The sequence below is a fragment of the Brevibacterium sp. genome (genome assembly GCF_031179145.1).
Lineage (GTDB): Bacteria > Actinomycetota > Actinomycetes > Actinomycetales > Brevibacteriaceae > Brevibacterium.
Map to the genome: position 1 here is coordinate 29840 of NZ_JAPSIB010000016.1, position 14074 is coordinate 43913.

At 67.7% G+C, this 14074-nt stretch carries 10 protein-coding genes; 3 read left to right on the forward strand and 7 right to left on the reverse strand.

Going from position 1 to position 14074, the window contains the following annotated elements; translation table 11 throughout:
* Positions 1-126: 126 nt before the first annotated feature.
* From ligA to RIT73_RS12270, 3 genes are read right to left on the reverse strand one after another with little or no spacing between them, the layout of a single operon-like run.
* Positions 127-2304, reverse strand: a complete 2178-nt coding sequence (gene ligA / locus RIT73_RS12260) for an NAD-dependent DNA ligase LigA (RefSeq protein WP_309132362.1) — start codon at positions 2302-2304, stop codon at positions 127-129.
* Positions 2301-3569 (reverse strand): hypothetical protein, encoded by a 1269-nt coding sequence (locus tag RIT73_RS12265; protein WP_309132363.1) that lies wholly within the window; start codon positions 3567-3569, stop codon positions 2301-2303. The genes ligA and RIT73_RS12265 overlap by 4 nt, the downstream gene beginning before the upstream one ends.
* Entirely contained in the window at positions 3526-5499 is a 1974-nt protein-coding gene (locus RIT73_RS12270) for a prolyl oligopeptidase family serine peptidase (RefSeq protein WP_309132364.1), read from the reverse strand. The genes RIT73_RS12265 and RIT73_RS12270 overlap by 44 nt, the downstream gene beginning before the upstream one ends.
* 509 nt (positions 5500-6008) lie before the next feature.
* Between RIT73_RS12270 and RIT73_RS12275 the strand changes: the two genes are divergently transcribed.
* On the forward strand, positions 6009-7697 hold the full coding sequence (locus RIT73_RS12275; protein ID WP_309132436.1) for a DEAD/DEAH box helicase: 1689 nt from the start codon (positions 6009-6011) through the stop codon (positions 7695-7697).
* Positions 7698-7944: 247 nt separating this feature from the next.
* On the opposite strand, the gene mnmA is transcribed toward RIT73_RS12275, so the two are convergent.
* Both mnmA and RIT73_RS12285 read right to left on the reverse strand, forming a co-directional pair.
* Positions 7945-9138 (reverse strand): tRNA 2-thiouridine(34) synthase MnmA, encoded by a 1194-nt coding sequence (gene mnmA / locus RIT73_RS12280; protein ID WP_309132365.1) that lies wholly within the window; start codon positions 9136-9138, stop codon positions 7945-7947.
* A complete protein-coding gene (locus tag RIT73_RS12285) occupies positions 9135-10346 on the reverse strand; it encodes a cysteine desulfurase family protein (RefSeq protein WP_309132366.1) in 1212 nt (403 codons plus the stop codon). The genes mnmA and RIT73_RS12285 overlap by 4 nt, the downstream gene beginning before the upstream one ends.
* Before the next feature lie 115 nt (positions 10347-10461).
* Between RIT73_RS12285 and RIT73_RS12290 the strand changes: the two genes are divergently transcribed.
* Both RIT73_RS12290 and RIT73_RS12295 read left to right on the forward strand, forming a co-directional pair.
* The gene (locus tag RIT73_RS12290; protein ID WP_309132367.1) at positions 10462-10812 is read left to right on the forward strand and encodes a hypothetical protein; all 351 of its coding nucleotides are present in this window, start codon (positions 10462-10464) and stop codon (positions 10810-10812) included.
* A gap of 50 nt (positions 10813-10862) precedes the next feature.
* Entirely contained in the window at positions 10863-11273 is a 411-nt protein-coding gene (locus RIT73_RS12295; protein ID WP_309132437.1) for a hypothetical protein, read from the forward strand.
* Positions 11274-11352: 79 nt separating this feature from the next.
* On the opposite strand, the gene RIT73_RS12300 is transcribed toward RIT73_RS12295, so the two are convergent.
* Positions 11353-13053: a hypothetical protein gene (locus RIT73_RS12300; RefSeq protein WP_309132368.1), complete on the reverse strand. Its 1701-nt coding sequence runs from the start codon at positions 13051-13053 to the stop codon at positions 11353-11355.
* A 47-nt stretch (positions 13054-13100) separates the two neighbouring features.
* Positions 13101-14042: a tetratricopeptide repeat protein gene (locus RIT73_RS12305; protein WP_309132438.1), complete on the reverse strand. Its 942-nt coding sequence runs from the start codon at positions 14040-14042 to the stop codon at positions 13101-13103.
* Positions 14043-14074 lie beyond the last annotated feature (32 nt).

The following is a 14074-nucleotide window of genomic DNA, read 5'->3' on the forward strand; positions in this document are numbered from 1 at the left end:
CCTTCACTCTGGCAGACCAATCTGACCTCAATCTCAACCCCACCTGAGACAAACCTTGAATTCAGGTAACGAAATCGACACCAAAGTGCAACGAAAGCATTCAGTTCGCAGGCTTCCCCCCTGGGATCAGCCCACGCTGCCGGTCTCGAGCAGCCGTCTGAACGCGTCCTCGTCGAGCACCGGCACACCCAGGGACTCGGCTTTGTCGAGCTTGGAGCCGGCGTTCTCCCCGGCGACGACATAATCGGTCTTCTTCGACACCGAGCTCGCGGCTTTTCCACCGGCGGCGAGGATCGCCTCCTTGATCCCATCGCGGGTGAACGAGTTGAGGGAACCGGTGGCGACGATGGTCAGACCCTCGAGCGTCTGCGGAGCCGACTCCTGAGCCTCGTCCTCCATCCGCACTCCCGCCGCCTTCCAGCGGTCGACGATCTCGACGTGCCACTCGACGGCGAACCAGTCGTGGATGCTGGCAGCTATCGTCCCGCCGATCCCGTCGACGGCAGAGAGCTCCTCGAGGTTCGCCGCCCGGATCGCCTCGAGGGTGCGGAAGTGCGCGGCCAGGGTCCTCGCCGCTGTCGGGCCCACATGCCGGATCGACAGGGCGACGAGCACTCTCCACAGGTCCTGGTCCTTGGCCTTCTCCAGTTCGTCGAAGAGCTTCTTCGTGTTCGCCGTCGGTGCGCTCGGCTTCTTCGCCGTTCCCCGCGTGTAGAAGTAGGGGACGAGCTCCCGCTCCCCCGTCTCGACTCCCTTGTCCTTCTTGTTCCGCCAGATCTGGACGTCGGCGAGATCCGCAGGCTTCAGGTCGAAGAGGAACGCCTCCGAGGTCAGCGGGGGCTGCTCGGGCTCTGCCGGGGCGGTCAGCGCCAGGGCCGCCTCCTCGCCCAGCGCCTCGATGTCGAAGGCCGCACGTGAGGCGAGGTAGAAGATCCGGTTGGCCAGCTGTGCGGGACACGAGCGCGCATTCGGGCAGCGCAGGTCCTTGTCCCCGGCCTTCTGCTCGCCCAGCTCGGTTCCGCAGGAGGGGCAGTGGGTGGGCATGACGAACTCCCGCTCGCTGCCGTCACGGGCGGCGACGACAGGGCCGAGCACCTCGGGGATGACGTCGCCGGCTTTGCGCAGGGTCACGGTGTCACCGATGAGCACCCCTTTGCGCTTGACCTCGTAGCCGTTGTGCAGGGTCGCCCTCTCGACGGTCGATCCGGCGACGGTGACCGGCTCCATCACCGCGAACGGCGTCACCCGGCCGGTCCGTCCCACCTGGACCTGGATGTCGAGGAGCTTCGTCGTGACCTCCTCAGGCGGGTACTTGAAGGCGGTCGCCCACCTCGGCGCCCGCGAGGTGTAGCCGAGTGCCTCCTGGAGGGCGAAGTCGTCGACCTTGATGACGATGCCGTCGATCTCGTGCGAGACGTCGTGCCGGTGCTCGCCGTAGTAGGTGATGAACTCCTCGATATCGGTGAGGTTCTCGAGGACCTTCGAGTACTCGCTGATCGGCAGGCCCCAGGACCGGAACTGCTCGTAGACCTCGGACTGGCGTTCGGGTTCGGGGTGCGAGTCATCGGCGGGAGTCCACACCGCGATCCCGTGGACGAGCATGTGCAGGGGCCGGCGCGCAGTGACCGCGGGGTCCTTCTGTCGCAGGGATCCGGCCGCCGAATTCCGGGGGTTAGCGAACGGCGCCTTGCCCTCGGCGACGAGGGAGGCGTTGAGTTCGGTGAACTTCTCCACCGGGAAGAACACCTCGCCGCGGATCTCGACTTCGGCCGGCGGGTATTCGGTGTCGAGCCGGTGCGGGATGTCGGAGATCGTCTTCACATTGGCCGTGATGTCCTCGCCGACCCGGCCGTCGCCGCGGGTGGCGGCGCGCACCAGCTCCCCATGACGGTAGAGGAGGTTGACGGCGAGGCCGTCGATCTTGAGTTCGCAGAGGAAGTTCGACTTCGCCGAGGTGGCCGATCGCACCCGCTCGTACCAGGCGCGCAGCTCCTCGAAGTCGAAGACGTTGTCGAGGCTGTACATCCGACCGAGGTGGGTGACCGGGGAGAACGTCGTGGTGTCGACGCTGCCGCCGACGGTCTGCGTCGGCGAGGAGTCGGTGACGAGTTCGGGGAACTTCTCCTCGAGCGCTTCGAGCCGGTGGACGAGTTCGTCGTATTCGGCGTCCGCGACGACGGGGGCGTCGTTCTGATAGTAGGCGGCCCGATGCGCCTCGATCGTCTCGACGAGGGCGGCGTGGTATTGGGCGCGCGCCGAGGCGTCGGAGAGGTCGAAGTCAGATTCCTTGGGTGTCGTGGTCATTCGATCTCCTCCAGCGCACGTCGAAGTCCGGCGGCAATCATCATATGTCCTCGGCTCGGGCCGCGGCCCGCCCCTGCTCGCCCCGACCCCGAATCTGTTCCGGCTCCCGCGCGTGACGATCCCATTGCCGCCGCATCGGTCTCGGGCAGGAACGGCGGATAGTTCAGTGGCAGCTCCTCACCGGCGAGCACGCCGAACTCGCGCAGGGTGCGCGCACCCATTCCGATCCGCGTCCACGGCTCGACCAGTCGCGCTCGCCACCGTTTCACCTCCCCCGGGTTCGCTCCGGCACTCGCCGGCAGCTGGACCCAGGTGCCGACTCCGGCCTCGGCGAGGGTGGCCAGCTGTTCCCAGCTGTGTGCTCTCAGTGTTGCCCACGGCACTGACACGGCGTGGGCACCGATGCCGCGGATCACCTCGGCGGCGGGGATGGACTTGCCGCGCAGGGTCAGTGGGTCGAGGTCGGGCAGGCTGAGCAGGACCGGCGGCAGGTGTGTCTGAGTGGAGCGCAGCGCCGCGTAGACGAGATTCTCGCTCACGGCCGGCAGGGTCTGCCAGCCCGACGCCGTGGGCCAGGCTCCGGTGAGCACCGGCTCCAGCCGGGACTCCACGAGGCGGATGACCGGCTGCATCCCCGCCCGGGCGATCTTCTCGGCGAAGTCGGCGATCCCGAAGGCGTAGGCCTGGATGACGTCGCGGCGAGCCCCGTGGTCGCCGAGGACAGGAGCGCCGGAGTTCAGGCTCAGGGCGGTGACCAGGGTCCAGGGTCCGGGCAGGGACATCTGAACGGACCCGGCGAACCCCTCGCCCGATTCGGCGAGGGCGTCGAAGGCCTCGCCGAGGGCCGAGGATTCGAGGCGTTCGTCCTTGCCTCCGGCCGAGGTCAGGCGCCAGCCGAAGGAAGTGCGGTCGACGTGGAGTTCCCGCAGGAGCCCGAGTCCGCGTCCGATCCCGTCGGCGCCCCAGCGATCAGCGGACCGGTGGGCGACGAGCGGCAGCGGCGGCTGATCGTCACCGAGGACGTCGAAGGCGGTACGGGCGGCTTGATGCGCCGGACGGGCCTCGAGATCATCGGCGCCGCCTGTGGGAATCCAGATTCCCGTCGTCGACGCTGAGGGTTCGACGGACTTCTCCGCCGCGCCGCCCGAGGAAGACGAGCCGCTCGTCGCCCCAGTGCTCGTCGCCCCAGCGCCTGCCGCAGAGCCAGGAGCCGGCTGCTGCTCAGGACTGGGGGCGTTGATGGGCAATCCCGAAGACGTCGACATAGAATCCGAACTCGCTTTCCAAGGAATCGATGATGGTCTCTGCGCGGACGAAGCCGTGCGATTCGCCTTTGTACAACCGGTAAATGTACTCCACTCCGGCGAGCTCGAGCATGCCCACGAAGTCCTGCGCCTGGCTGGGCGGGACGATGGGGTCGCGGTCGCCCTGCATGATCGCCACCGGCACGGTGATGCTGCGCACCCGCCTGATCGGAGAGCGGGTCATGTACTCGTGGTGGGCCTGCGGCCACGGCCCCACGAGCCCGTCGATGTAGTGGCGTTCGAAGTCGTGGGTGTCGACGACGAACCGCATCAGGTCGGTGACCCCGAAATAGGACGTTCCGCAGGCGAACAGATCGGACGAGGCGAGCGCGGACAGCGCCGTCCAGCCGCCGGCCGAGGCGCCGCTGATCGCGATGCGCTGCGGGTCCACCAGTCCTTCCGCGATGAGCCCGCGGACGGCGGTCACGGTGTCCTCGACGTCGACGATTCCCCACTGGCCCCGCAGCCGGTTGCGCCATGCTCGTCCGTACCCGGTGGATCCGCCGTAGTTGACCTCCATCACGCCGATGCCGCGGGAGGTGAAGTAGCTGTTGCGCGCCGACATGTCGGCCGTGGCCTGCCCGGTGGGCCCGCCATGGGCGACGACCACGTAGGGAGGGCGCTCATCCTCGGAGGCGACGAAGCGCGGATTGTCCGGCGGGTGGATGACGACCGGCACACCGCCGAGCTCACGTGTGTACGGGTGGGAGAAGTACTCCCCATGGGCGTCATGGCGTTCGGCCGCGACCTCGATGAACTCTCCGCTGGCCCGGTCGATCGCGTAGAGCGCGCCGACCGAGTCGCTCGACTTCGCCGAGGCGAGCACGTGCGAGTCGGAGATGTCGTGGAGTTCGATGCTGCCGAATGTCCGTCCGACCTCCCTGACCTCATGGACCCGGGAGTGCGGTTCCCTCCCCGTCGAGGTGGTCGCCCGGACGAACTGCGCAGTGTCGGCTTGGGAGTGCGCCCAGATCTCATCCGGCGCGTTGAGGTGCCAGCGAGCACCGAGCTGCCACAGCGGCCCCCCGATCTCGGCACCGGTGTCGAGGACCGGCCTGAGGTCGGAGATGCGGAATTCCCTCGGCCCGGCCTCGGCCACCGCGTCCCACTGGGCCCGGGTGCCGAAGTTGAGCGCGTACAGGGCCCAGTGCCCGGCGTGGTCGGAGCCGAGCAGGAGGGTCGAGTCGGAGGTGAACTCGGGTTGGAGCAGGGACACGTCCTTGCCGTGGAGCACGGCCCGGACCGGGATCTGCGGGGTTCTCACGTCGATGAGCCACAGACTCGTCGAGTCCCAGGGCATGTGCGGGTGCTCCCAGCCGATGAACGCCAGGGTCGCACCGTCCGGGGACAGCCTCGGCCAGGCCATGAAGTGGGCATGGCGGGACAGCACGTTGGTCGCGCCGTGCCTGGTCAGGAGCACGATGGCGCGTTCCTTGCGGGTGCTGCGGTTGTCCTCGCGCACACACAGCAAGCCCCATCGGGTCATCACGAGGTCGCCGTAGCGGATGCGTCCCGACGTGTCCGGGGTCAGCGGGTGGGGCGCCTTGCCGGGGATCAGCTGCCAGACTCTCTGATCCGCAGCGTTGACGAAGTAGATGATCTCGCTGGACGGATCGATCGCCCAAGCCGCTCCCCCGTATTCGTGCACGGACGAGCGGATGTTGAAGTCCTCGGGAAGGACCTGCTCACGATCCCGGGGATGCGAGAGACACGTGCGCACAAGGCCGGTGCGAGAGCTCTCCTCGGGGACCTTCGTCGAGAAATAGACATGCTCGCCGCGGAACCGGGCGTCGAAGATCGGCGCGGACCCGGCATGCACCTCGGCGGCGCTCAGGGGTGAGGTCCAGGTTCCGTAAGGCGCTCTCACGACCTCCTGGAGAAACTCCTTCATGCCTCCAACAGTATCGCGCCGGGGCCGGGTTTCGGCGTGTATCGGAGCAGGTCGCACCGAGGGTGTGGGTTTCCCTCGACCGGCCCGGCCGCAACCCGCTCCCGCGGGAGGAATCGGTCCGCTCGGCACGGCGAGCTCAGCCTCAGATGCAAAAACATGTAGACTGGAAGCATCTGCGAACCCGTATTCGGGTTCCCTGCGTCGTCAGGACACCTCGTCTGAAGCAGCTGGGAGAGTTCCCGGTGCATATTCAGCGAAACTATCTTCTCTCGGCGTTCGAGTGCGTCAATCGGCGCTCTCACTCCCAGCCCGGAATCGACTCCCCGTCACCATATGGCAACGGCTGCACGTCGTCCGGCACGTCGAAGGGTCACCCCATCACTGCCTCACAGAGCACCAGCACCACTCGCACATCTTCCACTCGCGCCTCCTCCGCCAGGCGCCGTCCGTCCAAGACGGAGTCCGCAGGCACTCGTCCGCCGGAGTCTGTCGCAAATCGAGCGGTCGACATTCCCGTCACGGATGACACCCTCGTCACTTTCGCCGATCTGGGTGTTCCCTCCGCCCTGACCGATCGCCTTGGAGCAGAGGGCAAGATCAATGCCTTCCCGATCCAGAAGGACACCCTTCCGGATACCCTCGCCGGTCGAGACGTGCTGGGTCGGGGGAAGACCGGATCCGGCAAGACTCTCGCCTTCGCGATTCCCATGGTGGCCAGGCTGGCCGCCTCTCAGACCTCCGGCACGCGAAGAGCCCGCTCTCCGCGCGGACTCATCCTCGCCCCCACGCGTGAGCTCGCAACCCAGATCACGAACGTGCTCGAACCGCTGGCCCAGGCCTGCGGCATGCGGACCACGACGATCTTCGGCGGAGTCAACCAGAAGCGCCAGGAGAAGGCTCTCAATGCCGGGGTCGACATGGTCGTCGCCTGCCCGGGTCGACTCGAAGATCTGCTCAAGCAGGGTCTGGTGTCCCTGGACCACGTCGAAGTCACCGTTCTCGACGAGGCCGATCACATGGCCGACCTGGGCTTCCTGCCGAGCGTCACCCGCATCCTCGCGATGACTCCGGCCGACGGCCAGCGGATGTTCTTCTCCGCAACCCTGGACAACGACGTGAGCAAGCTGGTGAACCGGTTCCTCCACAACGAGGTGCTCCACACCGTGGACGATCCCAACTCACACGTCTCCGACATGACGCATTGCGTGTTCGAGGTCTCCGAGGACGACAAGAACGAACTCGTCCACCGACTGGCTTCCGGCTCCGGACGCCGCATCCTCTTCACGCGCACCAAGCATCGTGCGAAGAAGTTCGCCCGACAGCTCACCGCCCAGGGCATTCCGGCGGCCGACCTGCACGGCAACCTCTCCCAGGGAGCACGTGATCGCAACCTCGCAGCGTTCAGCGAGGGAGATGTGCGCGTACTCGTCGCCACGGACGTCGCCGCCCGCGGCGTGCATGTCGACTCCGTCGAACTCGTGGTCCACGTCGACCCCCCGACCGAGCACAAGGCCTACCTGCACCGTTCCGGCCGCACCGCACGCGCCGGCAGCTCCGGCGACGTCGTGACGATCATGGTGCCGGAGCAGCGCAAGGACACCATGTCACTGCTGCGCCGGGCCGCGATCAAGGCGACACCCCAGAAGGTCACAGCCGATTCGACCGCCGTGTCGGATCTCGTGGGTGAAATCGCTGCCTTCGTTGCACCGCAGCCCAAGGAGACCGCTCGGCCGCGAGCGAAGGCAGCGCAGGCCGAGGGTCAGCAGGCTCAAGGACGCAGGAGCTCATCGCAGCGAGGACGCGGAGGTCGCCCGGGAACGTCCGGCCGCAGGACCGAGACTGGTTCCAGCGGAGAGAGCAGCCGCGGCGCCGAGACGGGCCGCAGCGGTCAGAACGGCCGCAGCTCAACGACGGGTCGCAGCGGACAGAACAGCCGCAGCACAACGACGGGCCGCAGCTCGGCGACCGGTCGCGGCGGAGAGGGCACTCGCGGCGGTCAGAACGGCCGCAGCTCAACGACGGGCCGCGCCCAGGGAACCCGCGTCGGCCGCGGCAACCGCGACGAATCCCGCAGCAGCCGCCAGGGATCCGGCGGCGGCAACCGTCAGATGTCGGAGCCTCGGGGTTCGAGCCCGGAGACCCGCAATCGTCACCGCAGCCGCACCGGTTCGCGAACGGTCTACTCGACCAGCAGCTGAGCAGACCACCTGCGGCCGGGCCCGTCCAGCGGACCAGTTTCCCTCGACGGGCCCGCTTCCATTGCCGGGCTCGCCGAGCGGACCAGTTTCCCTCGACGGGCCCAGCCGCAGCTCGATCCCTCGGGAGAAACCCGTCCGCTCGAGCGCAGGTCATGCGCGCGGGCGCTGACGCCCGACGTAGGAAGCTGGCGCAGACGCTCGAGCGCAGGCGGCTGAAGGCGCAGACGCTCGGCGCAGCCCAAAAGGCTCAGGCGCTGACGCGGTCCTTGGCGGTCATGTCGATCGTGGCCTGACCGAGCACGCGGGTGCCGCGGTAGATGACCATCGTCTGACCGGGCGCGACTCCGGACAGCGCCTCGTCGACGTCGACGTGCATGAGCTGGCCGGCAGGACGGGCCACCGGCACGACCACGTCGTCGACGGCGATGTTCGCCTCGTGCTCGGGCACCTCAGTGATGTAGTCGCCGAGCCAGGCCCGGGCCGGCACCGGCTCACCGTGGGCGCGGACCTGGACCTCGCAGTCGATTCCGGTGGCAGGATCGGCGCCCATATCGCTCGGCGCCTGACCGCACCATGTGGTCCGGATCCCGGTCAGGTGGCTGACAGCCAAGTCCGCGCGGGAGCCGACGGTGACGGTGTTCGTCGCCGGATCGAGGTCGGTGACATAGCGGGGCCGACCGTCATCTGCCGGCTTCGAGATGCCCAAGCCCTTGCGCTGACCGATCGTGAACGTCATCGCACCATCGTGCTCGCCCAGAACCTCGCCCTCGGCGTCTTTGATCAGACCCGGGCGCATGGGAATCTTGTCGGCGAGCCATGCTTTGGTGTCCCCGTCGGGGATGAAGCAGATGTCATAGGAGTCGGGCTTGTTGGCGACGGGGAAGCCCCGCTCGGATGCCTCGGCGCGGACTTCGGCCTTCGAGGCGGTCGCCCCGATCGGGAAGTAGCAGTGCTCGAGCTGATCGCCGGTGAGCACACCGAGGACGTAGGACTGATCCTTGGCCAGGTCCTCACCGCGATGCAGCTCCGGGTGACCGTCGACGTCGCGGATCACCTCGGCGTAGTGGCCGGTGGCGATCGCGTCGAAGCCGAGCGCCAGGGCGCGGTCGAGGAGAGCGGCGAACTTGATCCGCTCATTGCAGCGCATGCACGGGTTGGGCGTGCGACCGGAGGCGTATTCGGCGATGAAGTCATCGACGATGTCCTCCTTGAACCGCTCCGAGAAGTCCCAGACGTAGAAGGGGATGTCGAGCATCCCGGCCACCCGGTGGGCGTCACGGGAGTCCTCGATCGTGCAGCACCCGCGCGATCCCGTGCGCAGGGTGCCGGGCATCCGCGACAGCGCGAGATGAACCCCGACGACCTCGTGACCGGCGTCGACGGCACGGGCGGCGGCGACCGCGGAGTCGACGCCTCCCGACATGGCGGCGAGAATTCTCATGACACTCCTTGCATCCAGCGCGGGGTCGCGGAAACCATCCCGGCCTGACGTGCTTGTTCGACGACTGTGGGCAGCGCTGTCAGCAGCGCATCGATGTCGGCAGCGCTCGTCTGCGCGCCGAGGGTGAATCTCTGGGTGGAGCGGGCGGTGTCCTCATCCCGGCCGCAGGCGAGGAGCACGTGCGAGGGCCGCGACACGCCCGCTTGGCAGGCCGAGCCCGTCGAGGTCGCGAATCCCCGGGCGTCGAGGCCGAACAGGAGGGTGTCGCCCTCGCACCCGGGGAAGGTGAAGTGGACGTTGGCGGGCAGCCGGCCCTCACCTCGGCGACCGGACAGACGGGCTGCGGGAATCGCGGCTTCGATGCCGACAATGAGGCGATCGCGCAGAGCCGACAGGCGCGCTGCGCGGGAGGCGAGGTCTTCAGTTGCGAGCTGGGCGGCCTTCGCGAAGGCGAGGGCACCGGCGACATCGAGGGTGCCCGAGCGGACTCCGCGCTCCTGTCCCCCGCCGTGGATGACGGGTACGGGTTTGGCGGCGCGGTCGAGCAGCAGCGCGCCGATGCCGACGGGTCCGCCGATCTTGTGGGCGCTGACGGACAGTGCCGTGGCGCCGAGGCTTGAGAAGTCGATGGGGACCTGGCCGAGCGCCTGGACGGCGTCGACGTGGAAGGGGACCCCCACCTCGGCGGCGGCGCGGGCAAGCTCAGGGATCGGCTGGAGGGTGCCGATCTCATTGTTCGCGGCCATCACGCTGATGAGTGCGGTCCGCTCCGGGTCACGGCGCAGCTCGGCCAGCGCTGCGTCGAGAATCAGGTGACCGTCCTCGTCGACGTCGAGCCAGACGATCTCCGCGCCCTGGGTCTCGAGCCATTCGACGGTGTCGAGGACGGCATGGTGTTCGATCGTCGAGGTCAGCACGCGGGGTCGGCCCGGCGCGGCGAAGGTCCCGCCGTTGCGGGAGAGGTAGAGGCCCTTGAGCGCGAGGTTGTCGGCTTCCGTGCCGCCGGAGGTGAAGACCACCTCCGCCGAGGTGGACGCTCCCAGAGCACCAGCCAACTCCTCGCGTGCCGTCTCGATCCGCATCCGCGCAGACTGGCCGGACGCGTGCAGGGATGAGGGATTGCCCCGCCTGCGCAGTTCGGAGGTGTAGGTCTCCAGCACCGGCTCCGGCATCGGCGAGGTCGCGGCATGATCGAGGTAGATGGGCACTGACCCAATTTTAGGCCGTGAAGGCAAGTGCGGCCAGGTTCAGTGCCCGATCTCACCTCGGATCGCGCCGGGATCCGGTTCGGGCGCCGCCGGCGCGGTGATTAGACTTGAGCGGGTGTTCACCGTATTCACCATCGTGCTCTATGCCGTCACCGCTGTGCTGACCGTATGGTCGATCGTTGACACCATTCGCAACCGCCCCGCCGGGAAGATGCTGCTCGGCGTCGCCGCGCTGCTCCTGCTCCTGCTCATCGTCCAGCTGGTGGTGTCGATCGTCGCCTTCTCCTCGACGCACGACGTCGACCCGCTCCTCTTCTTCGGCTACGTCATCACCGCGATTTTGGTCATGGCTCTGGCCGGGTTCTGGGCGTTTGCGGAGCTGAGCCGCTGGGGTCCGGGCGTTCTGGCCGCGGCGGGACTGACCGTGGCCGTGATGATCGAGAGGATGGACCAGATTTGGCTCTGAGGAACGCACACCCCTCCCCCAGCCCGGCGAAGCGCTCCCCGTACTCGGCGATGCACACGGGGCCGGGCCGGGCACTGACCGCGGTCTACGGCATCTTCGCTCTCTCGGCCACGGCGCGGGCCGGCTACCAGGTGATCCGGGAGTTCGACGTCGCCCCCGTCGCCTACTCCCTCTCGCTCGTCGCCGCCGTCATCTACATCGTCGCCACGATCTGCCTCGTCATCGGCAGCCGGGCGAGCCACCGGATCGCGATCGCCTCATGCATCGTCGAATTCGTCGGCGTCATCGCCGTCGGCATTCTCAGCTTCACCCACCCCGAGGACTTCGCGAAGCCCTCGGTGTGGTCGACGTTCGGCATCGGCTACGGGTTCATCCCGCTCGTGCTTCCGCTCATCGGCCTGTGGTGGCTGAGTCGCGTCGGGCGCAGCGTCCGTGCGGGGCAGCAGGAGCGTTCCGCCTGAGGCGGGCCATACTCACACGACCCGCCCTAGCCGATCACACCACCCGCCAGAGCCGGATCACGCCACCCATCTGAGCCGATCACACCACCCGCGACGACGTCACGTCCCAGTCGATCGCCATCGCCTTGAGAGAGTCGTCCGACTTGACGAGCACATAGGGGTGGGCGGTGTCGACTTCGACGGTGTTGCCGTCCTTGTCGTTCGTCTTCACCGCTTCGATCGTGTCGCCGAGGTCCAGTGAATAGTCATCGGGCACCTTGATCGTCAGAGTGCAGCGGATCTCCCCCATTCCGATGGCGCCGTTCTCGGTCTTCAGCGTCATCGAGGAGAAGTCGAGTTCGGAGTACGGCTGGCACTTGGCGTTCACCTCGTCGAAGCCGGAGTCCTCGCCCCGCAGCTGCCCCAGGTAGTCGCGGAACGACTTGAAGCCGCCCTCCTCGAGACCGCCGAGGCTCTTGTCGGCCTTGCCGTCGACCAGGTACGCCGACACCTTCTCGGCCGACGGCGCCATCGCATCCGTGAAGTCCTTCGGTGCGGTGTCGACCGCGCCGCGCCCATTGGCCAGCAGCGTCGGAGCCTGCTCGGCCGGGATGTAGGAAGCGGCCCTGACGATCGTCTTGGCGACTGCAGATTCCCGGGTGACGAGCTGCACCTGGGTCATCTTGTCGTCCCCGTTCGTGGTGCCGAACGCGTAGAACCACATCGGGTATTCCTGGAAGCTGGGGCCGCCGGCGACCACCTCGGTGAAGTTGGGAGCTGTGAGCTTCTGCTTCGCCTTCTCCGCGATCTGGATCTGGGCCCGGGTGCGGTCGATGAGCGGAGCGCCCTGGATGCTCTCGAGGCCGTTGCCGCCCTCCTTGAGGATCTTGTCGAGGGATTCGGTGTACTCCGTCATGTACTTCCCGGCCTCGCCGGGACGGATCGCTGTGCGCTCATACGGGGTGATGTCCGGATTGTCCGGTTGCGCGATCGGCAGCACACCACAGCCGCTCAGCGCCAGGCCCGACCCCAGGGTCATCGCCGTCCCGACGCGCAACATCCGCTTCCTCTGCCCGTCCCGGCGCCGAGGTGATGCCGGGGTCACAGTCCCGGACCGACCCGGGGAGCGCTCCGCACCAGCAGGCTTCGCGGCCGGGCTCGCATCGTCCGGCTTCGCACCCGAGCTCGCACCGCCCGAGGAACGACTGCTGTCGCTGTCCTTCCGCTGGGGCCGGATCCGCCCGTTCCACCAGCGCAGCCCGAAGAAGAGTGCGGCGCCGAGGAGGATGATGGCGAGAGCGATTCCGATCAGCGACCAGCCGAAGACCCCTTCGACCCGCATCTTCATCGTCACTGTCGTCCCCTCGAGGTTCTCATCCGCGTTCGCGGGTGCAACGACGAGCACCTGCGGTTCGACATCGAGGTTGAAGGTCTTCGACACCGCGGTCCCTGTGTCCTGGCTCAGCCACCAGTCCTGATCGGCAATGGCGGCGGCCGGCGCCGGCTCACCGGGGATGAACCGGTGCTGGACGTCGCTCGGGAACTTCACGTTGCTGATCTGCTCCTGCGCCACTCCGTCGAGGTAGCTGTCGACGTCGACTCCGTTGGCGGTGCCGACGAACAGCTCCTTGCCCTGCGCATTGGTGGCCTCCACGGTGACGTCCGTTCCCGTGTAGGGAACGATCGCCTCGTCGAGGGTGACTGCGAAGGCGCCGTCCTTCACGGTGAACGGCTCGGTCTCGCTGACCTCGTCGGTGCCGACGACGGACAGTGCGGACCCGACCAGTACTGCCAGGATCACCGCGGCGACCGCGAACAGAATGGCTGTGGAGAGGCGGATTAGCTGGATCAGAACAATGCCCTCATCAGTGCTGTGCGTGCTTTGGTCACCGCCGGATCGTCGGCGCCGAGGATCTCGAAGAGTTCGAGGACTCGCAGCCTCAGGGTCTCCTTCTCATCGCCCGCGCGCGTCCGGATCAGCGTGATCAGACGGTCGAAGGCGCGTTCGGGGCTGCCCGTGACGATCTCGGCGTCAGCCGCGGCCATCGCCGCGTCAAGGCTTTTGGGATCCGCGTCCGCTGCGCTGATCAGCGCGGACGGGTCGGCTCCGGCGAGGCGACGGCCGAGACCGGCCTTGGCCACGCCCACCTTCGCCTCGGCGTCGGCCGGGGATTCGGCCAGAGCGGCCTTGAACAGCTTCTCCGCGGTGTCGAAATCCCCTTGGCTCAGGGCTGCTTCGGCCTCCGGATGGGCCGGGCCGGCGGGTTCGGGTTCAGCCCCGTCGACGACGGCGTGTCCGGTGACGCCGTTCTCGGCGGCCAGTTTGAGCAGCTCGTCGAAGTACGCCTTGACCTGCGGTTCGGGCAGCGCTCCCTGGAAGAGGGGAACGGGCTGGCCCTTGACGATGGCGACGACCGTCGGGATCGACTGCACCCCGAAGGCCTGCTGCAGGCGCGGGTTCGCATCGACGTCGACCTTGGCCAGGACGAGCCGGCCCCCGAACGATTCGACGACGCGCTCGATGATGGGTGAGAGCTGTTTGCAGGGTCCGCACCATTCGGCCCACAGGTCGATGACGACCGGGATCCGCTCGGAGATCGCGACGACATCGTTGAAACCGGCTTCGTCGGCGTCGAAGACCAGGGACGGCAGCGGCACGCCGTTGGGCTCATGGGCGGCTGCGGATGGTCCCGCCGAAGAGTGTCCGGCCTGTTGCTGCGGCAGGTTCTTGCTGCGGACGGCGGACAGATCCAGTCCCTGGCTCTGCTGCCCGTCCTGCGAGGGGTCCATAGACACTTAGGTCTCCTTTGCTGCATATGAGT